The sequence below is a fragment of the Enhygromyxa salina genome (assembly GCF_002994615.1).
Taxonomy (GTDB): domain Bacteria; phylum Myxococcota_A; class Polyangia; order Nannocystales; family Nannocystaceae; genus Plesiocystis; species Plesiocystis salina_A.
Genome location: NZ_PVNK01000152.1, coordinates 48,141 through 74,678, shown reverse-complemented (window position 1 = coordinate 74,678; position 26,538 = coordinate 48,141). Strand labels below are relative to the sequence as shown.

General features: G+C 70.0%; 20 protein-coding genes. 16 read left to right on the top strand and 4 right to left on the bottom strand.

The window, feature by feature from the left end:
- Window positions 1-69 precede the first annotated feature (69 nt).
- The 4 genes from ENSA5_RS16640 to ENSA5_RS16625 form a co-directional block, all read right to left on the bottom strand.
- The gene (locus ENSA5_RS16640) at window positions 70-1,503 is read right to left on the bottom strand and encodes an RCC1 domain-containing protein (RefSeq protein WP_106392652.1); all 1,434 of its coding nucleotides are present in this window, start codon (window positions 1,501-1,503) and stop codon (window positions 70-72) included.
- 9 nt (window positions 1,504-1,512) lie between these two features.
- Window positions 1,513-2,880: a serine/threonine-protein kinase gene (locus tag ENSA5_RS16635; RefSeq protein WP_106392651.1), complete on the bottom strand. Its 1,368-nt coding sequence runs from the start codon at window positions 2,878-2,880 to the stop codon at window positions 1,513-1,515.
- 151 nt (window positions 2,881-3,031) lie between these two features.
- On the bottom strand, window positions 3,032-5,959 hold the full coding sequence (locus ENSA5_RS16630) for a serine/threonine-protein kinase (protein ID WP_106392650.1): 2,928 nt from the start codon (window positions 5,957-5,959) through the stop codon (window positions 3,032-3,034).
- Window positions 5,960-6,067: 108 nt separating this feature from the next.
- Window positions 6,068-6,319, bottom strand: a complete 252-nt coding sequence (locus tag ENSA5_RS16625) for a hypothetical protein (protein WP_146155779.1) — start codon at window positions 6,317-6,319, stop codon at window positions 6,068-6,070.
- A gap of 93 nt (window positions 6,320-6,412) precedes the next feature.
- Here ENSA5_RS16625 and ENSA5_RS16620 point away from each other — a divergent pair, with 93 nt between their 5' ends.
- The 16 genes from ENSA5_RS16620 to hemL all read left to right on the top strand — a co-directional run bounded on the left by ENSA5_RS16620 (window position 6,413) and on the right by hemL (window position 26,428).
- The gene (locus tag ENSA5_RS16620; protein WP_146155778.1) at window positions 6,413-6,718 is read left to right on the top strand and encodes a hypothetical protein; all 306 of its coding nucleotides are present in this window, start codon (window positions 6,413-6,415) and stop codon (window positions 6,716-6,718) included.
- Window positions 6,702-7,577: a hypothetical protein gene (locus tag ENSA5_RS16615; protein ID WP_146155777.1), complete on the top strand. Its 876-nt coding sequence runs from the start codon at window positions 6,702-6,704 to the stop codon at window positions 7,575-7,577. Before ENSA5_RS16620 ends, ENSA5_RS16615 begins: the two co-directional genes overlap by 17 nt.
- Before the next feature lie 164 nt (window positions 7,578-7,741).
- Window positions 7,742-8,578: an energy transducer TonB gene (locus ENSA5_RS16610; protein ID WP_146155776.1), complete on the top strand. Its 837-nt coding sequence runs from the start codon at window positions 7,742-7,744 to the stop codon at window positions 8,576-8,578.
- 20 nt (window positions 8,579-8,598) lie between these two features.
- Window positions 8,599-9,267, top strand: a complete 669-nt coding sequence (locus ENSA5_RS16605; RefSeq protein WP_106392645.1) for a MotA/TolQ/ExbB proton channel family protein — start codon at window positions 8,599-8,601, stop codon at window positions 9,265-9,267.
- Window positions 9,251-9,715 (top strand): biopolymer transporter ExbD, encoded by a 465-nt coding sequence (locus ENSA5_RS16600; protein WP_106392644.1) that lies wholly within the window; start codon window positions 9,251-9,253, stop codon window positions 9,713-9,715. Before ENSA5_RS16605 ends, ENSA5_RS16600 begins: the two co-directional genes overlap by 17 nt.
- A gap of 7 nt (window positions 9,716-9,722) precedes the next feature.
- The gene (locus ENSA5_RS16595; protein WP_106392643.1) at window positions 9,723-10,280 is read left to right on the top strand and encodes an ExbD/TolR family protein; all 558 of its coding nucleotides are present in this window, start codon (window positions 9,723-9,725) and stop codon (window positions 10,278-10,280) included.
- Between the two features lie 97 nt (window positions 10,281-10,377).
- Window positions 10,378-13,635, top strand: coding sequence for a TonB-dependent receptor (locus ENSA5_RS16590; RefSeq protein ID WP_106392642.1), 3,258 nt, complete (start codon window positions 10,378-10,380; stop codon window positions 13,633-13,635).
- A gap of 98 nt (window positions 13,636-13,733) precedes the next feature.
- Window positions 13,734-15,047 carry a beta-helix domain-containing protein gene (locus ENSA5_RS16585; RefSeq protein WP_146155774.1) on the top strand — a complete coding sequence of 438 codons (1,314 nt, stop codon included), beginning with the start codon at window positions 13,734-13,736 and terminating at the stop codon, window positions 15,045-15,047.
- A 110-nt stretch (window positions 15,048-15,157) separates the two neighbouring features.
- Window positions 15,158-17,674 (top strand): WD40 repeat domain-containing protein, encoded by a 2,517-nt coding sequence (locus ENSA5_RS16580; RefSeq protein ID WP_146155773.1) that lies wholly within the window; start codon window positions 15,158-15,160, stop codon window positions 17,672-17,674.
- An 18-nt stretch (window positions 17,675-17,692) separates the two neighbouring features.
- On the top strand, window positions 17,693-18,271 hold the full coding sequence (gene def, locus ENSA5_RS16575) for a peptide deformylase (protein WP_106392639.1): 579 nt from the start codon (window positions 17,693-17,695) through the stop codon (window positions 18,269-18,271).
- 1 nt (window position 18,272) lies between these two features.
- Window positions 18,273-19,022: a transglutaminase family protein gene (locus tag ENSA5_RS16570; protein ID WP_106392638.1), complete on the top strand. Its 750-nt coding sequence runs from the start codon at window positions 18,273-18,275 to the stop codon at window positions 19,020-19,022.
- Between the two features lie 43 nt (window positions 19,023-19,065).
- A complete protein-coding gene (locus ENSA5_RS16565) occupies window positions 19,066-20,652 on the top strand; it encodes a hypothetical protein (RefSeq protein WP_106392637.1) in 1,587 nt (528 codons plus the stop codon).
- A 32-nt stretch (window positions 20,653-20,684) separates the two neighbouring features.
- A complete protein-coding gene (locus tag ENSA5_RS16560; protein ID WP_106392636.1) occupies window positions 20,685-21,467 on the top strand; it encodes a hypothetical protein in 783 nt (260 codons plus the stop codon).
- 87 nt (window positions 21,468-21,554) lie between these two features.
- Window positions 21,555-22,151 carry a hypothetical protein gene (locus tag ENSA5_RS16555; protein ID WP_146155772.1) on the top strand — a complete coding sequence of 199 codons (597 nt, stop codon included), beginning with the start codon at window positions 21,555-21,557 and terminating at the stop codon, window positions 22,149-22,151.
- 243 nt (window positions 22,152-22,394) lie between these two features.
- Window positions 22,395-25,103, top strand: coding sequence for a DNA gyrase subunit A (gene gyrA, locus ENSA5_RS16550; protein ID WP_106392634.1), 2,709 nt, complete (start codon window positions 22,395-22,397; stop codon window positions 25,101-25,103).
- On the top strand, window positions 25,100-26,428 hold the full coding sequence (hemL, locus tag ENSA5_RS16545) for a glutamate-1-semialdehyde 2,1-aminomutase (RefSeq protein WP_106392633.1): 1,329 nt from the start codon (window positions 25,100-25,102) through the stop codon (window positions 26,426-26,428). The genes gyrA and hemL overlap by 4 nt, the downstream gene beginning before the upstream one ends.
- The last annotated feature ends 110 nt before the right edge of the window (window positions 26,429-26,538 follow it).

The following is a 26,538-nucleotide window of genomic DNA, read 5'->3' as shown; positions in this document are numbered from 1 at the left end:
CAAAGCCCTCGGCGAAGAGGCCAAGCGAGGCGGCGCGAGGCATTGCAGCCCGGGCTGCTAGATTTAGGTCTAGTCGCCGCGCTCGCGCAGCTCGAGCACGTGGGCGACCCCGGGCAGCCCGCCCGCGACCGCCTGGGTCGTGCGCGCATCCTCCCCGACCCGCCCGCTCACGGGCCCCCGACAGACCACCGTACCGTCAACCCGCGCCACGCACGGCCCCGCGGCCGCGACGACCCCGCTCACCCGGCCAAACACCCGAGTATCGATCCGCTCGTGCGGCTCGTGATCACAAGACATCCGCGTCGCCCCGATCAGCGAGCAGCCACACGCCCGCCGCTCGCAGCCGTCGAGCGTCCAGCGCTGCCCGTCCGCGAGGCAGGTCCACTGTTCGGCTGTGGCCACGCACACGCGCCCGCCCCACAGCGCAAGATCGAGACCGCCAGCCGGCGCGTCGGCGACCCGCTGGGGCTCGCGCTCCCCCGCGAGCGCGAGCGGCAGCTCGCCCTCGCGATCCCAGCACCAAAGCTCCCCGCCCCCCCGCAGCACGCAGCCCGTGTCCTCGTCGCTGCCCGCGAGCACCCGCTCGACCTCACGCAGCGCACGATCGCCCGCGCCAAAGGGCAGCAGCTCCGCGAGCGCGTCGGTCGTCGAGCCGTCGATGTCCTGCCGACGACAGCGCAGCTCGCCTCCCTCGCTGACCACACAGTCCCCGGCGATGTCCCGCGCGCGCCCGGGCACAGCCGCCGCGGCCCCGCCCGCGCGCCAACAGCTGACCTGGCCCTCGTCATCGCGGACGCACGCTCGCGCCCCCTCGCAGCTCAGCTGCGTCGCGCTCGGGATGTCCTCGACCCGGGTCAAGACCTCACCCGTGCTCGGCCCACAGAACACCGCGCCGTCGCGTCGCCGAGCGCAGACCAGGGTCCGTCGCGCGGGCGTGCCCGCGCACAGCTCGACGATCGGCGCGTCACCGCCGACGAGGGGCGGGAGCGCGGGCGCCGTGGCCGGCTTGACGATCGAGTCGAAGGCGGCCTCGATCGCGGCCCACTGGGCCGACTTCGGCGCTCGGCAGTGGACGATCACGGTCGAGCTCTGGGTCGGTCCGGGCAGCTCGAGCAGGCGCCCGCGCAGACCCCCGCGGGCGTAGTCGGTCACGCCCTTGCCCGCGCTCTGGCCGAGCTCGACGCCCTCGGGCAGCGACCCGGGACCCTGACGGCGCAGCTCGATCGTGCACAGCGGCACCTGTGAGGGCACCCGCGAGGGCCCCCAGGCCAGGGCGAACTCGGGCTCGTCTTCATCGACCACGGTCCACGACCCGGGCAAGGTGAGCTCGACTCCGGCCGCGCGCAGGGTCTGGCTCGGGCTCGAGGGCGGCGGTTGTTTGGCATCCCCGCGGGCCTCGAGCTCGGGGCGCTCGGCCTTGCTCGCGCTCGGTTCGACCTCGCGCGCTTTGCAGGCTGCGGTCGTGAGCCCGAGGGTCAGCAGGGCCATGGCGACGCGTCGCATGGCCCGAACCTACTCGCTGTCGCGCGGGCGGTCACGACCGAGGGCGAGCGCGCCGACCCCGAGCCCGAGCGCGGCAATCGCCAGGACCACCGTCGCCGTCCACCCGAGGCTTGCGAGCCACCCGCTCATCAAGCTGGCGAGGACGAGGCCGGAGGCGATCCCGGCCCCGAGCACGAGCCCGAGCGGCGGCCTGGGGCGGGTCGGCTCGGGGGGCGCGAGCCAGGACTTCGGGGTTTCGCCGATGATCGACGAGCCCGGCTGCAGCCCCGGGCCAAAGCCGTCGAGCACCGCCTCGATGTCTTCGGTCAGGGCCCGCACGGTGGGGTAGCGATCGTCGGGATCGTGGGCCAGCGCGCGGTTGACCACGTTGATCAGCGCGTCCGGGACGCTCGGCCCCATCGCCGTCAGCGGCCGAATCTTGGCCTCCGACACCTGCAGCAGGAGGCGGGTGACCTCGGTCGCCGAGTAGGGCGAGCTCAGCGTCATCAGCTCGTAGAGGATCACGCCGAGGGCGTAGATGTCGGACCGTTCGTCGAGCGGCCGGCCCATCACCTGCTCGGGCGACATGTAGCGCGGCGTGCCCGAAGGCCGACCGGGCTGGGAGTCACACACGAGCTCGGGCAGCAGCTCGCGCAGGCCCTCGCCGTTTGGGCCCGGGAGCGGCTGGGCCAGGCCCCAGTCCATGATCAGGACCTCGCCGTACTGGCCGATCATCACGTTGGCGGGCTTGAGGTCGCGGTGCAACACCCCGCGCTGGTGGGCGAAGTCGATCGCCTGGCACAGATCGATGAAGAGCCTGACACGGCGGAGCTGGGTCAGGTGCTCGGCCGAGATGATCTCGTCGACGGGGGTCGGCTCGCGGCCTTCGGCGGCGGCCTTCTCGACCCGGGCGAGAGCCCCGAGCAGCTCGTCGAGCGAGGTCCCGTGGACGAACTTCATCGTGAAGTAGAGCTCGCCCTTCTCGTCGATGCCGAGGTCGTGGACCGGGACGATGTTGGGGTGGTCGAGGTGGGCGGTGACCCGGGCCTCCCACAGGAACTGGCGCAGGGCCAGGCTGCTGCCGGCGCGCTCGGGGTGGAGGCGCTTGACGGCGAGCTTGCGCATCAGGTCGTGATCCCAGACCTGATCGACCTGACCCATGCCGCCGCGGCCGAGCAGGCGCAGGTGCTCGTAGCGGCTCGCCGACTCGCTGAGCGAGACGCCCTCGCCCTCGCCCTCGCGGTTCAACAGTATCGAGCGGGTGCCGAGCTCGCCGAAGGCCTGACCAAGGGTCAGCAGGGTCGACGACACGTCGACCCCGTGGCTCTCGAGCGCCGCCCCCCAAGTCTCACGGACCTCGGCGGCGCGCTCGGTTTCATTGCCCGGCGGCGCCTCCACTCGCGTCAAGCCTAACAGGCCGCTGAACAACCCACCACGACCCCGAGCACGCCCCTGAGCTCCGGTGCCCTCGTCGCCAAGAGCTCGCAGGATGCCGGGCCAAAGGTCCGGAGCGCCGCGCCCCTGCTGGCGGATGGGCGGTCGGGTCAGCTCATGGATGCTCGGAGCTGGGTTGGGCTGGGGGGCGGCGGGCGGCGATCCACTCGTCGACCTCGCGCGCGGCCGAGGTCAACCCGAGGCGGATGTAGATGGTGCTCGCCTTGGTCGCGTGCTCGTCGACCTCGGCGCTCCAGCCGTCGAGGGCCTCGAGGGCCCGCGCGAGCATGAATCGCAGCTCACCCTCGTCGGGGCGCCCGACCATGGAGGGGGGCCAGTCGGCGAGGCAGCGCTCGAGCGGGGCGCGGGCCTCGGCGGGGCGTCCGAGGCTGACCAGGGCGCTGCCGACGCCGAGGCGCGCGCCGACGACCTGGGGGCTGTCCATGGCGTGGACGCGCTCGGCGAGGCGCAGCGCCTCTTTGTAGTCGGCGAGGGCCTGCTGGGCCCGACCGGCGAGCTGGTGATCGACGCCGAGGTTGAACAGGACCAGCGCGCGATTGGAGAAGTCGTGCTCGGGCACCAGCGCGAGCGCCTCGCGGTAGCCGTCGGCCGCGGCCGCGGCCTCGCCGAGCGAGCTGTCGAGGTTGGCGAGGCCGATCAAGACCTCGGCCAGGAGCCGTCGGTTGCCGGCGGTCGACTCGCCCTCGAGCTGCCTGCGGCGCAGCCTGATGCTGCGCTGGAAGGCCGCCCGCGCGGCGTCGTGGTCGCCGAGGCCGGCCTGCGCGAGGCCGATGTTGGTCAGCGGCGCGGCCAGGAGCGGGTTGCTGTCGCCGACGTGACCCTCGTAGATGTCGAGGGCGAGCTCGGCGTAGCGCAGCGCGTTCGCGTGGTCGCCCTCGAACGCGGCCACGCGGCTCAGGCCCATCAGCGTGGTCGCGTGAGCCATGTGCTTGGGGCTCGGCGTGCTCGCTTTGCCCCGGGCGTCGACGCCCGCGTCGGCGAGGATCGCCTCGAACACGGCGCGGGCCCGGGCGGGCTCGCCCGAAGCCAGCAGCGCCTCGCCGAGGGCCTGACGCTGGCGCTCACGCTCGAAGCGGGGGTCGCCAGTCCGCTCGAGCAGCGCCGCGGCGTCCTCGAGCATCGCGACGGCGTCGTCGGCCCGACCGGGGGTGTTGGCCAGCGTCCAGCCAAGATCGACGACCGCGCGGGCCCGGATGCCGTCGGCCTCGATCCGCTCGGCCGTGCGCGCTGACTCGCGCAGGTGGAGCTCGGCCTGGGCCAGATCGCCGTCGGTGATCTCCGTGTGGGCGAGGGCGATCAGGGCGTCGGCGAGCAGCGACTCGGCCTCGTCGCTGGCTTGCAGCGCCCGGGCCTTGATGACGAGCTGCTCGGCGCGCTGGCGGGCCTGGCCGTCGCCGCCCGCGAGGGTCAGCCAGTGGAGCTCGGCGAGCTCGTCGACGAGCTGCTCCGCGCCGTCGAGGCTCGGATGGACGAGCGGGGGCTTGTCACCCACGCAGAGGGTGGGATCGGGCAGCGCGGCGAGGGTCCGCTCGGCGTTGCTCAGGGTCCGGCTGCCGGCCTCGGTCAGCACGTCGCCGAGGGCCCCGACCTGCGCGAGCTGGCTGTCGAGGCAAGCCTCGCGGCGCTGGTCGAGGGTGGTCTCCTCGCGGTGGCTGTGGCGAGCCTGGCAGATCTCAATTCGGGCCTCGAGCCAGCGCCCCGCCCAGCTCTCGAGCTCGGTGTCGACGCGCTCGCCCATCTCGATGGCCCAGGGCTGATCGAGGGCGAGGAAGCGGTTCGTGATCCGCTCGCGGGCCTCGTCGCCGAGCTCCTCATCGAGCGCCTCGCCGACATCGACGCAGGGATCTTGGGGCTCCGCGCGGGGGACCATGAGCCCGAGCGCGACCGCCCCGAGCGCGACGGCCGAGATCGCCAACACGCGATTGCGCCGTCGCCGACGCGAGGGGTGGCGCTCGAGCGCGTCGAGCAGCTCGTCCATCGTCGCGAAGCGATCGTCGCGGGCGGGCGCGAGGCCCCGGAGGATCACGCGCTCGAGCCAGCGCGGGGCCTGGGTGTGGTGGTTGTCGGGGAAGCTGACCTTGCCCTCGGACACCCGCATCGCCAGCTCCTCGCGGGTGCGGGCGGGGAAGGGGTGGCGGCCGTAGATCGCCTCGAACAGGGTCGTGCAGAACGCGAACTGATCCGAGCGCTCGTCGGCGCGCTCGCGCTCGTGCTGCTCGGGGGCCATGTACAAGAGGGTGCCGATCAGCGATCCGGCTTGGGTCAGGGACTTGTCGGGCTGGGTCGGCAGGGCCGCGAAGCTGCCGCTGAGCCGATCAGGCGCTGACCCGGGCTCGGCGTCGCTCGTGGCGTCGCTCGCGGCGTCGCTCGCGTCGTCGCTCGCGTCGTCAATGGAGCCATCGCGGGTGAACTGGAGGTGCTCGGGGTGCTGCGCGGAGATCCGCGCGATCCCGAAGTCGAGCACCCGGGCCTGGCCGTCCCAGCCAACGAGGACGTTCTCGGGCTTGAAGTCGCGGTGGATGACGCTGGCCGCGTGGGCGGCCGCGAGGCCCCGGCCTGCGCCGATCATGACCGGGAGCACCTCGCCCCAGCCCCGCGGGGTCTGCATCCACTCGCGCAGGTTCTGACCCTCGACCAGCTCCATCGCGATGTAGACGGCGCCGCGGTGGACGTCGGCCGCCCAGATCCGGACGACGCCCGGGTGATCGAGGCGCGCCAACGCGCGAGCCTCTCGCAGGAGCCGCTCGGCCGCGCGGCGGCTCGGCGAACGCAGCAGCTTGAGGGCGACGCGGCGCTCGAGCGTGGGATCCCAGGCCTCGTAGACCACGCCCATGGCCCCGTGCCCGAGGATCCCGCGGATCTGAAACCCGGCGAAGCGATCGCCGATGCCGAGCTGCTTGCGCTCACCACGATCGACACCCCGCGTCGGGATGTTGTCGTTGGTGTCGCTGATCGTGACCGTCGGCGACTCGGGGCGCGTCGCCTGCTCGAGGTGGCCGGCCGTCAAGCTATCGTCGAGCACCCAGCCACGCTATCAGACAATGGGCTGTTCGCGCATGGCAGATTCTCCCGGGCGTCTGGCCCGGGCGTCTGGCCCTGGGAGCCCGCGAGAGTGTAGAGTTGAGCCGGATCAGGGCTCGACGATCACGTCGGCCGGACCGGGGTCGTGCCCGTCCTGTTCGGGGACCAGGTGACCGTGGTCTTCCTGACAGGTGCCCTTGCCGTCGTGCACGTCGCAGATGAGCTCGCCCGAGCACTCGTCGTTGGACTCGCAGGGCGTACCGATCTCGTCGTTGTCGTCGCAGCCGACGAGCCCGAGCGGAGCCCCGAGCAGGAGGCCAAGGGCGAGGGACAACCCGAGCATGGACCGGCGCGCACTCATGATGGGCATGTCTACCGCGATCGAGGCCCGCCGGCCTGCGACCGGATGACGCCGAGACAGCGTGTCGCGGAGTCCTGATGTAGCGTGCGTCGAGTGAGTGTAGCGACCCGGAGCCCGAGCCCCTGGCTGGCCTGGCTGTGTCTCCTCGCCGCCGGTTTGCTCGGGTGTCTGCGCGCGTTTGGGCCCGATCTGCACACGCGGGGGATCCACGCTGGCGTCACCCCCGCCGACACCCGCGACACCTGCATGACCTGCCACGAGAGCGAGACCGACGCGCTCGCGCGGATGAAGGGCCCGAAGGCGGGCCCCGCCGACGCGCCGATCGTCGGTGACTGGATGATGGCCGAAGCCCGGGAGTGCACGGTTTGCCACGTCGTCCGAGGTGACCATGCGCGCTGAGGCGATCGTCGTCGCCCTCGCGGTGGTCCTCGCCGCGTGGCTGTGGCCGGCGAGCGCCCGGGCTCACCACGTCCCCGGCCACGGCAGCTCCGAGGGCGTGCGCAGCATCAACAGCCTCGGCAACCGCGGCGGCAAGGTCTCGACGCGGCTGCTGCTGCTCGAAGAGTTCAGCTGGCAGCCGAGCGCGCTGACCCCCGGTCTGCGCAACGAGCTGTCGCTGCTCGGCGAGTACGCGCCGGTCCCCGCGTTCTCGTTTGGAGCCCAGCTGCCCTTCACGGTCATCGACGAGCTCGGCAGCCCACCCTCGGTCGGCTACGGCGACACCCGGGCCTTCCTCCGGGTCACGCCCCACGCCGACAAGCTCATCCACCGGACCTTGACCTTCAACCTCGCCGCGAGCTTTCCAACCCGGACCGTGCGCGCGACCGTTGACCCGGGGCGGGTGTGGAGCGTGACGCCGAGCGCGATCTTCACGCGCACCTACACGGGCTGGTACTGGCAGGCGATCGGTCTCGCGAGCCTCGAGACCCGGCCGGCCGGGCTCGCGGTCGATGTGTCGGTGGGGGGCCAGGCGGGCGGCAAGTTCGCGAACAACAAGATCGCCCTCGGCGGCGGCGTGATCGTCGACGTGCGCGCGGCCAACTTTTGCGCCAATCCCGACGGCACGCGGACCTATTGCAACGACAACCGCGCGGGCGAGGACCAGCGCGAGCCCGGCTCGGTCCGCGCGACCGCGCTGGCGAGCGGCTCGTGGACGATCCAGCCGCGCTGGGCGCTGATCTTTGGCGTCCAGGTGCCATTCACGCCCAAGCGAGATCTCGACCTCGGGCTCACGTTCGGGGTTCAGACCATGTTCTGACCGCGTTATTGGGGCGCTGCGCGGCGTGGCGCCAGCTTCGTCACGTCGGCGTTTCAAAGTCGTGACACTCACGATCCGGCACAATGCGCGTTCGAGGTACATGTAACGACGGCGAAACCTAAAAGGCACCTTTCGGACAAGAGTCGGTCCTAGTGTTCGCCGCGGTGTTCGGTGCATTCGACCCGAGCGGGGACGCTCCCTACTTCTTCGAGCGCAAGCCATGGCACTCGCTGCTGGGCGCTCTGCTGCTCGTCGGAGGCGGGCTCGGCGCTGCGTTTTACGTCGCCAGCCGCGAGGCCGAGGAGCCCGTCGAAGAAGAGATCATCGACGCCGAGATCCAAACCCTGGAGCTCGAAGAAGAGCTCGAGGACGAGCCCGAGCTCGAACAGGAGCCGCCGCCGCCCGAGCCTCCGCCGAGCTCGAAGCCGGTCAAGCGCAACACCAAGCCCACGCCCCAGCCCGACATCCAAAACCCCGACGCGATCGACGAGAACCCCGAAGAGGGCGACATCGACAGCGAGGGCCCGGGCTACGGCGAAGGTGGCGGCGGCAACAGTCAGGGCAAGGGCGAGGGCGAGGCCAAGCCCGAGGCCAAGCCCAAGCCCGAGGCCAAGCCGAAGCCGAAGCCGAAGCCGAAGCCCAAGGCGTTCCCTTACAACCCCGACAAGCCAATCGAGCGTCCGGCCGACGCCACGGTCCCCAAGCAGACCGCCGGCAACCCGCCGGTCTACCCGCCGGATCTCAAGAAGCGCAACATCACCGGCAAGGTCAAGGTCCGCCTGACCATCTACAAAGATGGGTCCGTCAAGGGCGCCAAGGTCCTGGCCAAGTCCAATTCAGTCGACGCGGACGCGGAGCCAGAACTCCACGCCAAGGCCAACAAGCTGCTGCTCAAGGCCGTCGCCGCCGCCGTCCAGACCTGGAAATTCAAGCCATCAACCTACCAGGGCAAGCCGATCTCGGTGTTCTTGACGGTCACCATACCGTTCACGCTCTCGTAGCTTCGTCTGAGGAATTCGTCATGGATCTCAACATCGTTCATATCTGGGAAACCATGAGCCTGCTGTCCAAGATCGTAGCGATCACGCTGATGGTCATGGGATTGGGCACGGCTTACGTGACCATCGAGCGCATGATCGTGCTCAGCAAGGCCTTCGCCCGCTCGGCGGCCTTCGCCAAGACCAGCCGCCCGCTGCTCGACGACCTCGACCTCGAGCCGCTCGCCGATCTCGCCAAGGGGCAGGAGTTCGAGAAGGCGCCGCTGGCCAAGCTCACGGGCATGGGCATCGGCGCCTACCTCCGCCACGCTGGGGCCGACGAGCGCCTCGAGCTCGCCCGCCGCGATCTCGAGCGGCGCCTCGACGAGCTCGGCGCCGAGGCTCGCAAGGGCATGGGCTTCATGGCCTCGGTCGGCTCGACGGCGCCCTTCATCGGGCTGTTCGGCACGGTCATCGGCATCATCGTGGCCTTCCAGGGCATCGCCGCGGCTGGCGGCGGCGGGATCGAGGCGGTCTCGGCCGGCATCGCCGAGGCCCTGATCGTCACCGCGATGGGCCTGGCCGTGGCGATCAGCTCGGTCCTGGTCTTCAACTACCTCTCGGCCCGCTTCGACAAGCTCGACATGGCCATGCAGCACGCCGCGGGCGAGCTCCTCGACCACCTGGAGGCTCACGATGGGCGTCACGCTTGACGCTGGCGGCGGCGACAAGAAGGTCAAGCCGAACATCAACGTCACGCCGCTCGTCGACGTCGTCTTGGTCCTCTTGATCATCTTCATGTTGGTGATCCCCAACATGCAAGAGGGCGTGCCGATCGAGCTGTTCAAGGCCAACAACGCCGAGCAAGACGAGTCCGAGGCCGAGCCGATCACCGTGTCGATCGCCCTCGACCGGGACAGCGGCGAGATCGGCTACTACATCGCCGATCCCGAGGGCGAGCGCGCGCTGACCCGCGACGGCCTCGTCGCCGAGCTCGCGGGCATCCACGAGGCCGATCCCAGCCGCCAGCTCCTCGTTCGCGGCGACGCCCGGATCGAGTACGGCGAGATCCGCGAGGTCTTCCACGACTGCCAGAACCTGGGCTTCGCGTACATCCAGCTCGCCGTAGGCGCCCAAAAAGAAGGCTGGCAGGAGGGCTGAGCTGACCATGGCATCCAAGCTATCCAAGCGCGGCGCGGGCCGGACCTTCGCCCACAAGCCCAAAGCGGCGGTCTCGCCCGACATGAACGTCACCCCCCTGGTCGACGTCGTGCTGGTCCTGCTGATCATCTTCATGGTCCTGGCTCCGGTCGTGAACGCCCACTACGTCGGGCGCCTGCCGCCGCCCGACGACAAGGACGAGCAGCTCGCCGAGGCCAACCCCGACAACAAGCCGCTGGTCTTGCGCGTGACCGAGCGCGAGCTCGGCGGCGCCGAGGTCGAGCCCGTGTTCGAGGTCGGCAACATCGAGCTCGAGCTCGCGGACGCGCCCGACCGCCTCGGTCGGCTCGTCGCCGGGCGGCCCGACAAGGTCATCTACGTCGACGCGGCCGACAGCACCGACTACGGCTACGTGCTCCAGGCGATGAGCTTCGCCAAGGACGCCGAGGACGTCGTCAACCAACTCGTGCGCGAGAAGGCCGTCGACGCGGGCCAAGACGCCGCGTCCCTCGCGACCTTGCGCGTGACCGCCGTGCTCGTGACCAAAGAGATCCCCGTTGACTGACGCTCTCTAGCTCTAGCCTAGCAGTCCGCGACGGGCGCATTCCCTCAGGCGTACATAGATGAAACGACACCGCATTTTTTCGCGGTGGGCTTGGCTGTTGCCGTGCCTCGCCGTTGCGAGCTGGTCTACGACCGGCGCCGCCGCCCCGCCCGAGGACGACGCTGGCTTCAGCTTCGACGACGGCTCCGACGACAGCCCGCCCCCGGACCAAGAGGGCGAGGGCGAGGGCGAGGGCGAGGGCGAGGGCGAGGGCGAGGGCGAGGGCGAAGAAGAGGAGTTCATCATCGCGCCCGTCGACGCGAGCGAGCTCGAGCCGCCCGCCGAGGACGCCGAGGACGCCGGGGGCGCCCCCGACGACGACGAGTGGGAGGACGACGGTGAGCTCTCGGAGGACTCGGGCTTCACCTTCGAGGACATCTCCGACGACCAGGAGGCCCTCGACGAGGAGCTCAAGTCCGGCGAGGTCCAGGCCGCGGGCGTCGTCGGCACGATCTCGGGCGTGGTCCTCAACGCCAAGAAGGAGCCCCTCGCGGGGGTCTACGTCCGCGTCAAGGACACCAAATACGTCGGCCGGACCGGCGTCGACGGACGCTACGAGCTGCGCGTGCCGCCCGGCGACTACACCCTGCTCGTCGAGCTCGACTTGTACAAGAGCGTGGAGATCGCCGGGGTCGAGGTGGTCGAGGGCGCGGTTGCGAGCACCGACGCCGAGCTCGTGCCGATGGCCGGCGTCATGGAGACCTTCGAGGTCTCCGACGAGCTCAACCTCGAGGCCGAGGGCGCGCTGCAGGAGGCGCGCAAGCAAAAGGCCTCGGTCAACGACGGCATCGACGCGAGCGAGATGGGCAAGTCCGGCGGCGGCAAGGCGTCGAGCGTGGCCGTGCGCATCGTCGGCGCGACCGTGGTCGAGGGCCGCTACCTGGTCATCCGCGGCCTCGGCCACCGCTACGGCAACACCTTGCTCGACGGCGCCCGGGTGCCCAGCCCCGAGCCCGAGATCCGCACGGTGCCCCTCGACGTGATCCCCTCGGGCGCGCTCGCGGCGATCAACGTGCAAAAGACCTTCTCACCCGACCTGCCCGGCGACTTCACCGGGGGCTCGGTCCAGCTGGTCAGCCGTGACGCGCCCGAGGAGCCGACGGTCCAGATCGGCCTGACCACGGGGCTCACGACCAACACGACCTTTCAGCCGATGGTCACCAACGCTGGCTACACCGGCTACGACCTGTTCGCGCTCGGCAACCTCCCGCGCGCGCGGCCCGACAGCTTCCCCGCCGATCAGAAGGTCGGCCGCGGCCAGGGCTTCAGCGCCGAGGAGGTCGAGGCCCAGGGCAAGGCCCTCGACACCCGGACTCGGGTGATGCGTGGCGCCCGGGCCCCGGCCAATTTCGGCGTCAGCCTCGTCGCCGGCGACAGCTGGAGCCTCAACGATCACGGCGGCCGGTTCGGGATCCTGTTCGCGGGTGGCTACAAGAACAAGCACCAGTCCAACCGCGAGGTCATCAAGCTGTTCGGGCTCCGCGACGGCGTGCCCGACCTCGACAGCCCGCGCGTCGACCTCGACTCGTTCAAGACCGTCTATCAGACCTCGTACAACGGCCTGCTCAAGCTCGAGCTGCGCACGAACCCCAACAACCGCTTCGCGCTGACGGGCTTCTACTCGCGCGAGGCTCAAGACGAGACCCGCGACATGTACGGCGAGGTCCGCGAGGTCGCGCCCGGCGATCAGCTCAACTACACGCGCCTGCGCTACGTGATGCGGTCGATGGCCCTGACCCAGCTCAGCGGTCGCCACAAGATCCCGCGGGCCGCGAACATGGAGATCGACTACTTCGGCAGCTTCTCCCAGGCCCGGCGCGACGATCCGGCCTTGCGCGAGATGGTGTTTCTCTACAACGAGACCGACGACTACTACGCGATCGACAATCAGATCGGGCCGACGGGCAGCCAGCTGTTCTTGAACCTCGTCGACAACAACGAGAACGCGGCGCTCAATTTGAGCTTCCCCTTTCGTCAGTGGAAGGGCCTCGACTCCAAGATCAAGATCGGCGCCTGGCTCGAGGCCAAGCAGCGCAGCTTCGAGGCCCCGCGCTACGACTTCGGCTACGCGACGGGGGTGCCGATCCCGATCGGCCGTGACGACCCGATCAACGACGACACGATCGGCGGCGGAGTCAGCGCGAGCAACGGCGGGACCCGGCCCTTCACCTTGTGGGATCGGACCCGGGCCCAAGACGGCTATGACGCGTGGTCGCGCAACCTCGCTGGCTACGCGATGCTCGACCTGCCCTTCGTCAACTGGTTCAAGATCTCGGGCGGGGTCCGGGTCGAGTCCAACGTCATCTCGGTCACGCCCGTCGACCCCTTCGCCGCCCCCGAGGACGAGCCCTTCTCGTCCTCGCGCCTCGTCGACCTCGACGTCCTGCCCTCGGCCTCGCTGGTGTTCTCGCCGCCGCTGCCCGAGCACGGCGGTGACTTCAACATTCGCCTGACCGGGACCCGGACCCTCGCGCGACCGGAGTTTCGCGAGCTCGCGCCCTTTCAGTTCCGCGACTACGTCGGCGGCTTCTCCAAGCAGGGCTACCCGGGCTTGAAGTCGAGCAAGATCTGGAACGCCGACCTGCGCTTCGAGTGGTTCCCGCGCAAGTCCGAGGTCGTGGCGCTCAGCGTGTTCTTCAAGCAGTTTCAGGACCCGATCGAGGCGGTCGTGGGCGCGAGCACCAACCCGACCGCGTCCTACGCCAACGTCGAAGGTGCGATCAACGGCGGGGCTGAATTCGAGTTTCGCAAGGCCCTCGACTTCCTCGCGCCGAAGGCGGCCAAGCGGGCCCGGCAGACGCTGCGCGACTTCTCGATCGGCGCCAACTTTGCGTATGTCTATTCGCAGGTCCGCATCGGGGCGCCCTGCCACCTCCCGGGCGAAGCGCCCATGCTCGAGGGCTCGATCCCCGTCGAGGGCTGCCGCGTCGAATACCAGGTCTCGACCAATCGCACGCGGCCGCTGCAGGGCCAGTCGCCTTGGGTCGCCAACGCGTTCATCGACTATGATAACGCCGAGAGTGGCACCAACATTCGGCTGCTGTACAATGCCGTGGGGCCATTCATCACGCAGGTCAGTGGCTTGGGGCTCCCCGATATCTACCAGCAGCCGGTCCACCTGCTCGACTTCACCGCCTCGCAGCGGCTGCTGGCCTACAAGCGCAATGACTGGGGCGACATGCGCAATCAGCTGTCGTTGACCCTCGAGATCACCAACATGCTCGACTCGCGCAGGTACCAGACCCAGGGCGACGACCTCGTCTACAGCACCCGCAACGGCGCGACCTTCACCCTCGGCCTCGAGTGGAAGTATTAGAACGTCACACCAACTTCGCAGTCTGGATCGTGATTCGTCACAAAGGCGCGGTACCCAGGCGGCCGAAAGACCAAACGGTTCACAGGAGACATCCCACAATGAAGCGATTTTCTTGGTTGTTGAACACCGCGGGCCTGTCCTGCGCCTTGCTCCTTCTTCCTGCCTGTGACAGCGGCGACGACGGTGACGACGACGCGGCCGACACCGTCGGTGACACGGGCGAGACCACCAGCGGCGAAGAAGACACGGTCACGGTCTCGGCGGACATCACCGAGGACACGACCTGGACCGCCGACAAGACCTATGTCCTCGCGGGCGACACGCTCGTGTTCGTCCACGGCGCGACGCTGACGATCGAGCCCGGAACGCTCATTCGCGGCGAGGCTGGCTCCGCGCTGGTCATCGAGAAGGACTCGATGCTCGTCGCCGAGGGCACCGCCGACGCGCCGATCGTGTTCACCTCCTTCGACAGCGAGAACGCCGCGCCCGGCGACTGGGGCGGCCTCGTGCTCATCGGTGAGGCGACGATCAACCTCGAGGGCGGCGTCGGCATGGCCGAGGGCTTCCCGATCCCGCCGACCTACGGCGGCAGCGACGACAGCCACAACTGCGGCTCGCTCCGCTACGTCCGCGTCGAGTACGCCGGCTTCGCGATCTCCGAGGGCAACGAGCTCAACGGCATCACCTTCTACGGCTGCGGGACCGAGACCTCGGTCAGCTACGTGCAGTCGCACATGGGCCTCGACGACGGCATCGAGATGTTCGGCGGATCCTTCGACGCCGACCACCTCGTCGTCACCGGCGCCTCGGACGACTCGCTCGACATGGACCAGGGCTTCAGCGGCCGGGTCCAGCACGTGTTCATCCAGCAAAACCCGCTCGTCGGCGACAACTGCTTCGAGATCTCGAACCAGGGCTCGGACTTCGACGCGACCCCCAAGACCTCGCCGGAGCTGTGCAACGTGACCTGCATCGGCTCGGGCTCGAGCGGTGAGAAGAGCAAGGGCGTGACCATCAAGGAGGGCACCCACGGCACCTGGCACGCCACGATCTTCACCAACACCTCCAACGAGGCCACCAACCTGGCCGACGAGGCGACCTTCGTCGAGGCCGACGCTGGCAACATCGAGTTCGCCAACAACATCTTCTTCGCCAACCTCGGCGCCGACGAGCACGTGTCCGGGGCCGAGAGCCTCGACACCGCGGGCTGGACCGCGTGGGTCCAGGACGCGGCGCGCGCGAACCTCGGGACGGATCCGGGCCTCGGCACCACCTGGGGCAGCCCCAACGCCGTGCCCAGCGGCGACGTGACCGGCGACGGCACGGGCTGCGGCGGGACCAGCTACATCGGCGCGGTCGACCCCAGCGGCGAAGACTGGACCGCTGGCGCCTGGATCAACTACGCCGAGTAGTCGGGCGGCGCCGCCTGTTTCGAAGCCTCCCCAGCCTGGGGAGGCTTTTTGCGTGACTCGGGCCCGAGCACCTGTGGGGGTCCAAGGATTCCTTGCTAGCCTCTGGCTTGGTGCCGAGCTCACGAATTTCGCTGGTTCTGACCGGGGTGCTCGCCGTGTGCTCGGCGTGCACGCCGACCCAGCTCGCGGCGACCCCCGCGAGCAGCCCCCCGACGCTGGCCGAGGTCAGCCCGACGCTGCGCCCGGTCGAGCTCGGGCTGCCCTTCCACAGCGGCGCGATCGTCGACCTCGCGCTCTTGCCTCCGCAGCCCGGTGAGCAGTGGCGCCTGGCCAGCGGTGACGCCGAGGGCTGGGTCCGGGTCTGGGCCGACGGCGAGCTGCTCGCGGCCTCGCGCGCCCACCCCGGCGGGCTCTCGGCCCTCGAGCTCGCGTCTGACGGGACCTGGTACACGGCCGGCTTCGACGGTCGCCTGCTCGAGTGGCGACCAGAGTCGACCACGCCGGTCCGCGCCTTCACCCTCGGGCGGCCGATCACCGCGCTGGCCGTGGCCGGCCCCCACCTGGTCGTCAGCGACGGCCGCACGATCCAGATGTGGTCGCGGGCCGAGCAGCCCCAGCTGCTGTGGTCGATGGTCGGCCACGGCTTCGTCACCGGGCTCGCGCTCTCGGCCAGCGGCGGGGTCGTGGCCGCGGCCGAGCTGCGCCAGTGGGCCCTGAGCGAGGGCATCGCCAACCACCCGCTCGCGACCTTCGATGACGCTGGCATGCGGACCGTCGACCCCGACGAGCAAGCGCAGCTGCGGGCCCTCGCCGAGCAAGACTTCCCCGGCGCGGTCGCAGACTACGTCGAGGTCTGGCAGCCCGGCCACGAGCGCGGGCGCCAGCTGATCCCGAGCGCGCCGATCGACGGTGATCTCGCCGTGCTCTCGCGCGGCGGCGTGGTCTACCGCGAGATCTACGACCGCGACAACGCCGGGCTGATCGGCCGTCGGCTCGAGGATCAGGCCCACTTCCCGCTCGAGCTGGTCAAGCCGTGGGTGTTCTGGACGGACGCGGCCGGCCACCCGACCGAGGCCAGCATGGGCCGGCCGAACCTCCCGGCGGGGGATTTTCGTCTCGGCCCGAACGAAGAGATCTTGGTCGTCGATCACTTCCCGGGCTGGGGCGCGCAGCCGCCCGAGCGCGGCTGGCGAGTGGGCGATCGCCGCGAGCTCGCGATCGATCGTCACCACGCCGCGATCGGCGACGGCCAGGGCAACCTCGCGGTCGTCGCGTGGGCCCGTCCGGCCGAGACCGGCTGGCTCGCGGCCGCCGAGGAGCGCCCGGATCTGCTGACCGCCGCCAGCGGCACCGCGCAGCTCGTGACCGCCTCGCTCGAGCCACGGACCCAGTACCGCCTGTGGTCCCTCGACTCGGCCGAGCACCGCTCGATCCGCGTCGAGGCCCCCTGGCAGGTGCTCCCCGAGGAGGACGAGGAGCGCGGGCAGGACCCGGCCGCCGGGCTCCCGATCTTCCCCTTCATGCTCGCGCTCGACGCCAAGGCCCAGATCCTGGTCACGAGCTCGTCGAGCTACAGCGCCGAAACTCAGGCCGCCGTGCGGGTGATCCGAGTCGCCGACGGCGTCCCGCAGATCTTGACCCTCGCGACCGCCCCGAGCGGCCTCGGCCTCGACGTCGGCGTGAGCCCCGACGGCGCGCACATCCTCGCGTGGACGCCCGGGGCCGCCGCGCCGAGCTGGACCGCGTCTTCGTCGGCCGCGGGCTGGGCGGCCGGGCCCAACGCCCTCGGCGGCGCGCCGCGGTTTTCGGCCAACGGCAAGTGGTCGGCCCACGTCTCGGGCTTCGAGCGGCACATCGTCGATCTGCTCGCGCGCAAGCCGGTCGTCACGCTCGCGGCCCAGCCCGTGCAGCAGGACGTCGGTGAGGGCACGCTCGCGGCGATCGCCGATGACGGGACCCTCGCTGTGGTCCAGCCCTTCGGCGGCGGCACGCTCGAGCGGATCGACATCGCCGGTCAGCGCGACTCGGTCGAGCTGCCCGGGGCCGCGACGGCGCTCGCGTGGGTCCCGAGCGCCGACGCGCCCGTGCTCGTGGTCGGCTTCGAGGACGGCTCGATCGCGCGGATCGACGCAGGCGCAGCTGAGGTCCAGCCGATCCACGCCGGGGCCGGGGGGCGCATCTGGGAGATCGCCGCGGTCGGCGGACAGCCGGGCGTGTTCGTCGAGCTCGACGATCGCGGCTTGACCTTGCACCGCCTCGTCGACGCCGCGACCCTCGATCTCCACGTGTCCGACACTACGGCCCTCGCCCGCTATGATGGATCACCGGTCCAGGCCCTGCGCGGCGCGGACCTCGTCGCCGTGTGGCGCCCGGGCAGCGCCATGCCGCCGTGCCGGATCCTCGACGGCACCCGCGCGGGGGTCGTGGCCGACGAGGCCATCGAGCGCTGGCCGGTCGAGCGGGGTCCCGAGCTCTTCGAGCAGTTCTTCACGGGCTCGACCTGCACACCTGAGCCTGGTGCAGATCAGGAACCCAGCGCCGAGCCGCGCGCCGCGGAGCCCGTGCCGGACCACGAACAAGCCCCAAACGCGACGCCCGAGACCGATTCGAGCAGTCCGCAGGGCTAATCCTGCTAGACTGGCGCGGTGCCGACCATCCGGGCGATAGCGCAGATCGGCGAGCCCGTGCTCCGCGAGCGCGCGCGAGAGGTCGGCGTCGACGAGCTGACCAGCGCGGAGTTTCAAGCCTTCATCGACGACCTGATCGCGACCATGCGCGACGCCAAGGGGGCCGGGCTCGCGGCCAACCAGGTGTTCGAGCCCGTGCAGGTCTGCGCGATCGAGGTTCAAGACAACCCGCGCTACCCCTACAAGCCCCGCATCCCGCTGACCGTGCTGGTCAACCCCGTGCTCGAGCCCCTGTCCGACGAGACCTTCGAGAACTACGAGGGCTGCCTCTCGGTCCCCAACCTGCGCGGGGTCGTGCGTCGCCACGCCGAGCTGCGCGTGCGCGCCCTCGACCGCCACGGCGAGCCGCTCGATTTCGAGATCAGGGGGATCAGCGCGGGCACCTTCCAGCACGAGGCCGATCATCTGTGGGGCAAGCTGTTCGTCGATCGCGTCGAAGATCCGAAGACGCTGTGCACCTGGGACGTGTTTCGCCGCGACCGCGAGGAGGGCTTTCGCGCGCGGGTCAAGCAGCTCGTGGACCGCTGGGGAGCCTGACATGCGCGTCGATCTCTTGCACCGCTTCGCCGATCTGGTCGGGCCCACGCAGACCGCGGTCCCGCTCTTCGACGCGTCGATGGCCTACGCCGCGGCCCTCCAAGACGGCGACACCTGGCCCGAGGCCCGGATCGCCAAGCGGGAGATCGAGCTCGCGGTCATCGACCACTGCGTCGGGCGTGAGGGCGCGGTCGACATCACCGAGGGCGTGCTCGAGTTCATGCGCCGCAACCGCTTCCGCGGCAACATTCGCAACTACGAGGATCCGCGCAACAGCCTGATGGACCGCGTGCTCGAGCGCCGCCTCGGCCTGCCGATCAGCCTGTGCGTGCTCGCGATCCACCTCGCCGAGCGCTGCGGGGTCGAGCTCCACGGGATCAGCTTCCCCGGCCACTTCCTCGTCGGGCTCCAGCTCGATGACCCCGAGGCCAGTCAGACTGAGCCGCACATCTGGGATCCCTTCCGCGGCGGCCGACGCCTCCAGCTCGACGAGCTCGCCGCGTTGTTCACCAGCGTCGTCGGCCACCACGTCGAGCCCGACTCGAACGAGCTGCTCGCGCAGCTGCGCCCGTGCCACTCGCGCCTGATCTTGACCCGGATGCTCGAGAACCTGCGGCGGCACTACGGCATCGGCCACGAGCTCGACCGCGTGGCCGATACCCTGGAGCTGCTCGCCGCCCTCCACCCCGACGTGCCCCAGATCCGCGAGATGCTCGACGAGCACCCCCGACAGCATCATCTGTTGAATTGAGCCCAATTGAGCTGGCGCCCACCCCTGCTAAGCTCGACCGTCCGTGCGCGAGCCGACCCGATACAGCCTGTCCGGCGCCCTGTCGCTCCTCGCTCACGCGATCTTCGTGCTCGCGTTCGTGTGGTCGTTCGAGATCCAGACCGAGGATCTGGAGCTGAGCGAGGATCTGCCCGACTACGACATCGAATTCATCGAGTTTGACGTCAAGGAGATCGAGCCCGACGAGGCCCAGGGCGAGCCTGAGGAGCAGCCCGAGGAGCAGCCCGAAGAAAAAGATCCGCCCGCCGAGGAGGAGTCGACGCCGCCGCCGGTCGAGCAGCCCGTCGAGCCCGACGCCGAGGCCGCGACCCCCGAGCCCGAGCCGGACCCCGAGCCCAAACCCAAGTTCGGCCACCGCAAGTCCAAGATCAAGGCGCTCGTCCCGCCCAACGCGACCTGGACCCTGGTCCTGGCCAACTCGCGGATCAAGAAGCTCCCCTTTCGCGACTCGGCCACGGAGATCATGGCCCCGCTGCGGGACTTCCGCCTCCTCGTCGACGACGCCGGCTTCAACATCTGGGAGGACTTCGAGTACGTGGTCATGGGTAGCCCCGACGCCACGGACCAGACCCAGGCCTTCGTCGCCGTCCAGTACAAGTTCGGCCACGCCGAGATGAAGGCGGGCATCGAGCGGGCCTGCGCCAAGCAGGGCATGACCGTCGACTGGCGCGAGGAAGACGAGGTCGAGATCGGCGACCCGCGCTTCGTCGACCCCGACATCGAGGACCGCAACCCCGACGATCGCCAGTTCGTGCTCCTGCCCGGCGACAAGGTCGCGCTCTACCTCCGCGAGGCCTTCGTCGAGCAGGTCGTGGCCGGGCCCGACGCGAGCAAGGGCAAGACCTCGGGCAACTTCGTGGCCAACATCGCCAAGATCCGGCGCTACACCTACGCCGAGCCCAAGGCCGGGATCCAGCTCGTCATCGAGGACATCCGCAGCATGGTCCGGGTCGGGTCCGACTTCCCGATCGAGATCCCGAGCCGCGCCGAGCTGATGTGGGAGGCCGCCAAGGAGCCCGAGCTGGTCATCAAGCTCGACTTCCTCGAGACCGACCACGCCGAGCTGGCCGAGAGCTACTGGACCGAGCAGCTCGAGTCGGATCTGCGCAAGGTCGGGGCCTGGGACGTCGCGGGCGGGATCATCTCGGGCATGACCCTCGAGCGGACCAAGCGGCAGCTGGTGTTTCGCTACGAGTTCAACGAGACCTCGGCGCGGGTGGTCCTGCAGATGGTCGCCAAGGAGTTTGGCAAGGCCATGCGCTACTCGAAGAAGGAGGCCCTCGCGGCCCAGGCCGAGCGCGAGAAGAACTGGGAGCTGCGCCAGGACGGCAAGCTCACGCCCTCGGAGGCGCTGAAGCTGCTCGAAGAGGCGGACGCGGGCGCGGCCGAGACCGAAGGGGAGGGCGCGGCCGAGACCGAAGGGGAGGGCGCGGGCGCGGCCGAGACCGAAGGCGAGGCCGAGGCCGAGGGCGAGCTGCCCGACGTCGGTCCCGAGCCCGAGGACGTCGAGCCCGAGGAGGTCGAGCCCGAGGGCGTCGAGCCCGACAAGCCGGACCCGGAAGCCGGCGAGCTCGAGCCGCCGTCCGAATGACAACTCGCGTCGAATCTGCAAAGGTCCCCGCCGTGTCCCGAGCCCTCGTCAGCGTCCGCGACCGTTTCGAGGCGACGCCTCGCTCGCTCGACGACGACGAGCTGACGCGCATGGCCCGGGGGGATCGGGGCTGCCTCGGCGACCTGTTGTCCGGCGTCGGGGCGGTCGGGCTGGTCGCGGCGGTGATCCTCGGCGCGATGGACAAGATCTCCTTCAGCTGGACCTACGCGGGCATCGGGCTGTGGATCGGGGGCTTCGTGTGGGGCACGATCTCGCAGTCGCGCTCGGGCAAGCTGCGCGCCCAGGCGCTCGAGTCGGGGCCGCTGGTCCTGGGCGTGGTCCTGCGCAGCGACGAGTGGCTGCGGCGGCCGGGCAAGCGCGTCGGGCGGGCCGTCGTGTTGTTCTGCCTCGACGACGAGCGGCGCTTCGATCGCGCGTGGCTCGAGCGCGCGGCGGCGGCGGTCGACGCGGGCTTCGATCGCTCGGGCGGGCCCGACTTGGTTCCGCTGCGGGCGTTGATCGTCGACCGCGACGCGTTCGGGATCCACCTCGTCCCCGAGGCGCTGCTGGCCGAGCTCGGGGCCGGAGACGACCGCCCCTCACGCGTGTACCTCGCGAGTGTGCACGTGCATCCCGAGCGGCTCGAGGGCGGCTACCTCGGGGGCGACGATGATCGAGAGGCCGGGGAGCTCGACGTCGACATCGACGCGCCGAGTCGGGCGCCGAGCGTGGTTGCGATCGTGGATCCGGATCACGGCTTCATCGAGCAGGTCCCGCGTCGGCCCGCGGCAGCACCGTCACAAGCAGACGAGTGAAGCTCGAGCCTGGGGACCCCGCGGAGCGGGCGCCCGCGCGAGATCTTCGCTCCCGGGTCGGCCGCGGCCACTGTATGGTTGGTGCTCGTGGGTCCCCTCGCACGGCTCGAGCCCGAGGCGCGCCAGCCACCACTTCGCTTCGCGCTGCCGCTCGCGCCCGAGCGCGTGGTCGCCGAGCTGCTCGCTGACAAGCGCGTGACCGAGGCCCGTCTCGCCTCCCTCGGGACCGTGCGCGGCCCGGACACCCGCTTCGTGCTCGAGCGCGGGGAGCGTGGGTTCATCCTCGCTGGCCGCGCGTCCGAGCCCGGCGTGTGGGAGCCCGGCGCCTACGCGGTCCTCGAGGGCCGAGTCGAGCGCCGGGCGGAGGGCGGGAGCGAGCTCGTGCTGCGTTTTCGCCTCCACCCGCTGACGCGCGCGGGGTACCTGGGCGTGGCCGGGGTCGCGCTGCTGATCATCCCGCTCCAGTTTTGGACCACGGGCTTGCTGCTGGGCACCGCGATGATGTTCCCGGTCGTGCTCGCGGCCATGGTCGTCGGGCTCGACAGCCGTCGGCTCGGGGACCAGCGGGCCAGCCTCCAGCGCCTCGTTGAAGAGGTCTTCGCCCCGCTCGCGCTCGCGCGTGAACCCGGCGGGGTGTGCCCGTTTCGCTGCGACGCCCAGCGGGCGCGAGCGCTGCGGCGCTGACGCTCAGGGTCGCTCGAGACTCACGCAAAAGCACCCTGAAGAGCGACCTGCTTCGAGACCGAGATCGGGGCCGCTCACGCGGACCCAAATTCGCGTAATTTTAGAGAATTCGGCCTATTTTTAGGTGTTTGGACCCGTGCAAGCGTGTCCGTCGAGAGCTATGCTGCCGGGGTCAGAAGTGGGCAGTGCGTGCAGTGCGCAATCCGGCCGGAGCCGGGCCCCCGAGACCACCCAAGCAACCTGATGGCCGAGTCGAAATCGACCCTCCACATCGAAGACGAGATGCGTAGCTCCTTTTTGGACTACGCCATGTCCGTCATCATCTCTCGCGCCCTCCCGGACGTCCGTGACGGGCTCAAGCCGGTTCATCGCCGAATCCTCTACGCGATGCACCAGCTCAAGAACTCGCACACGCAGCCCTACAAGAAGTCGGCGCGCGTGGTCGGCGACGTGATCGGTAAGTACCACCCGCACGGTGACTCGGCCGTCTACGACGCGCTGGTCCGGCTCGCCCAGGACTTTGCGATGGGCTACCCGCTCGTCGACGGTCAGGGCAACTTCGGCTCGATCGACGGCGACTCCCCGGCGGCCATGCGCTACACCGAGGTCCGGATGCAGAAGCTGGCGAGCGAGCTGCTCGCCGACCTCGACAAGCAGACCGTCGACTGGGTCCCGAACTACGACGAGAAGGAGCTCGAGCCCGCGGTCTTGCCGACCAAGGTGCCCAACTTGCTGCTCAACGGCGCGGTCGGGATCGCCGTGGGCATGGCGACCAACATCCCGCCGCACAACCTGACCGAGCTGATCGACGCGACCGTGGCGTTGATCGACAACCCCCACTACCGCGTGCCCGAGCTGCTCGAGTACGTGAAGGGCCCGGACTTCCCGACCGGCGGGGTCATCCTCGGGACCGCCGGCATCCGCCAGGCCTACCTCGACGGCCGCGGCTCGGTCACCGTGCGCGCGCGGGCCGAGATCGAGGAAGACGCCAAGGGCCGCGAGTCGATCGTCGTCACCGAGATCCCCTACCAGGTCAACAAGACCCGGCTGATCGAGCGGATCGCCCAGCTCGTCCGCGACAAGAAGATCGAGGGCATCGCCGACATCCAGGACTACTCGGACCGCGCGGGCATGCGGATCTGGATCTCGGTCAAGAAGGACGCCGCCGCCCAGATCGTCCTCAACAAGCTGTACAAGATGAGCGATCTCCAGACCTCGTTCGGGGTCAACATGATCGCAATCGTCAACGGGCGGCCCGAGGTCCTGAACCTCTACCGCTGCCTGAGCGAGTTCGTCGATCACCGCCGCACGGTCGTGACCCGGCGCTGTCGCTTTGACCTCGACAAGGCCATGGCCCGGCGCGAGATCGTCGAGGGCCTCGGCGTCGCCGTCGACGCGATCGATCGGATCATCGCGCTGATCCGCGGCAGCCGCGACCCCGAAGAGGCCAAGGCCAAGCTGCTCGCCGAGAACCTCGACGGCTTCGCCGGCTTCCTCGAGCGCTGCGGGCGTCCGGCCGAGGAGGTCGAGGCCGCCCGCCAGGGCCCCTACCGCCTCAACGAGCGCCAGGCCAAGGCCATCTTGGACATGCGGCTCCAGCGGCTGACCGGGCTCGAGCGCGAGAAGGTCGAGGCCGAGTACCGGGAGCTGTCGGCGACGATCAGCGAGCTCGAGGCGATCTTGACGGACCCGGCCAAGCTGATGGCCGTGATCCGCGACGAGCTGATGCAGATCCGCTACGACTACGGCGACCCCGAGGGCCGAGACAGCGGCGACGGTTCCGTCGGCAGCAAGGGCTCGCGGCGGACCGAGATCATCGCCAACGAGCTCGAGATTCAGCCGATCGACCTCGTCGCCGACGAGTCGATGGTCCTGATGATCACCCGCCAGGGCTACGTCAAGCGCATCCCCACGACCGAGTACCGGGTCCAGCATCGCGGCGGCGTCGGCCTCAAGTCGGGCTCGCGCCGCGACGACGACGATCTGATCATCGAGCTGTTCGAGGCCTCGGCCCACGCCTACATCTTGCTGTTCACCAACACCGGTCGGGTGTTCCGCAAGCGCGTGTTCGAGTTCCCGCTCGGCACCCGCGGGCAGCGGCCCAAGGCCCTGGTCAACTTCTTGGACCTCAAAGAAGACGAGAAGATCCTCGAGATGGTCGCCTACCGCGAAGAGGAGGTCGGCGAGGACCACTTCGTGGTCCTGGCCTCGAAGCTCGGCTACATCAAGCGGACCTCGCTGGCCGACTTCGCCAACATCCGCAGCTCGGGCCTGATCGCCGCCAACGTCGCCGAGGGCGACACCCTGATCGACGCCAAGCTGACCAACGGCCGCTGCCACATCCTCATGGCCAGCCGCGACGGTCAGGCGATCCGCTTCGACGAGGCCGAGGTGCGGCCGATGGGTCGGACCGCGCGCGGTGTCCGGGGCATGGGCCTGCGCGAGGGCGACGAGGTCGTCAACATCCTCGTGTTCGACCGCGAGAACGAGGACGAGGTCCAGTTCCTCACGGTCTGCGAGAAGGGCTACGGCAAGCGCACGCCCGCGTCCGAGTATCGGGCCCAGAGTCGCTCGGGCCTCGGCTTGAAGACGATCAAGGTCAGCGAGCGCAACGGCAAGGTCGTCAGCTTGGTCAAGGTCCGCGAGACTGATCAGCTGATGGTCGTGACCTCGCAGGGCAAGATCATCCGCACGCCCGTCTCGGGCATCAGCGAGCTCGGGCGCGCGACCCAGGGGGTTCGCTTGATCCGGCTCGGGGACGACGAGTTCGTGGTCGGGACCGCGCGGGTCGACGACCCCGACGACATCGAGGCCGACGACCAGGCCCCGCCAGCCGAGGGCGAGGCTGAGGGCGAGGGCGAGGGCGAGGCGTCCAGTGAGGGCGACAGCGGTGAAGGCAGCGAGGGCGACGCGGAGCCGGAGCCGGAGCCGGAGGACGGAGGCGAGGCATGACCGAGCACAACGACGGACGCGCGCAGGCCCGCAGCAAGGAGCTGTTCGCCGCCGCTTGCGAGGTCATCCCCGGCGGCGTCAACAGCCCCGTGCGCGCCTTCGCCTCGGTCGGCGGTCAGCCGCCCTTCATCCGCAAGGCGACCGGCTGTCACGTCGTGACCGAAGACGGCGCCGCGCTGATCGACTACGTCGGCAGCTGGGGCCCCGCGCTGCTTGGCCACGCGCACCCCGAGGTCGTCGAGGCCGTGATCAAGGCGGCCCGCGACGGCCTGAGCTTTGGCGCCGCGACGGCCGCGGAGGTCGACTTCGCCGAGCTGATCTGCGAGTTCGTGCCGAGCTTGCGCGGGGGCATGGTCCGGCTGGTGTCTTCGGGCACCGAGGCGACCATGAGCGCCCTGCGCCTCGCCCGGGGGTACACGGGCCGCAACAAGATCATCAAGTGCGCGGGCGGCTACCACGGCCACGCCGACATGCTCTTGGTCGCGGCGGGCTCGGGCGCGGCGACCCTCAACATCCCGGGCAGCGCTGGCGTGCCGCCCGACGCTGTCCACGACACCCTGCTGGTCCCCTACAACAACGCCGAGGCCGTGGCCGAGCTGTTTGCGGCCCACCCGGGGGAGATCGCGGCGATCATCGTCGAGCCTGTCGCGGGGAACATGGGCTGCATTCCGCCGCTCCCGGGCTACCTCGAGAGGCTGCGCGAGATCACCAGGCGCGAGGGCGCGGTGCTGATCTTCGACGAGGTCATGACCGGCTTTCGCGTGGCGCCGGGCGGCGCCCAGGAGCGCTTCGGCGTCACGCCGGATCTGACCTGCCTCGGGAAGATCGTGGGTGGTGGCATGCCCGTCGGCGCCTACGGGGGGCCGCGCGAGATCATGTCGAAGATCGCTCCGCTCGGGCCCGTGTACCAGGCGGGTACGCTCAGCGGGAACCCGCTCTCGGTCGCGGCGGGGCTCGAGACCTTGCGCTTGATCAAGCGCGACAAACCCCATGAGGCGCTCGAGGCTGCGACGCTCCGGCTGACGAAGGGGCTGGCCGAGCGGGCCGCGAAGCATGGGATCGCGTGGACGGATGTGGCCGTGGGGGCGATGTTTGGGTTCTTCTTCGTGGCCGGCGAGGTCCACGACTACGAGGAGGCCAAGCGCAGTGATCTGGACCGCTTTGCGGCGTTTCACAGCGAGATGCTGCGGCGTGGGGTGTACCTCGCGCCCTCGCAGTTCGAGGCGGGGTTTGTGTCGACGGCGCATGATGACGCGGCGATCGAGCAGACGCTGGCTGCGGCTGATGGGGCGTTCGAGGCGCTCGCGGGCGCGGCCGCGAGCTGAGGCTTGGGGCGAGCGATTCCCTCGGGCAACGTTGCAGAATACCGGAAGCACAGAAGAATACCGGACGGGGAGTCTTTGCAGGAACGTGGTCCAGAATACCGGACGGGGAG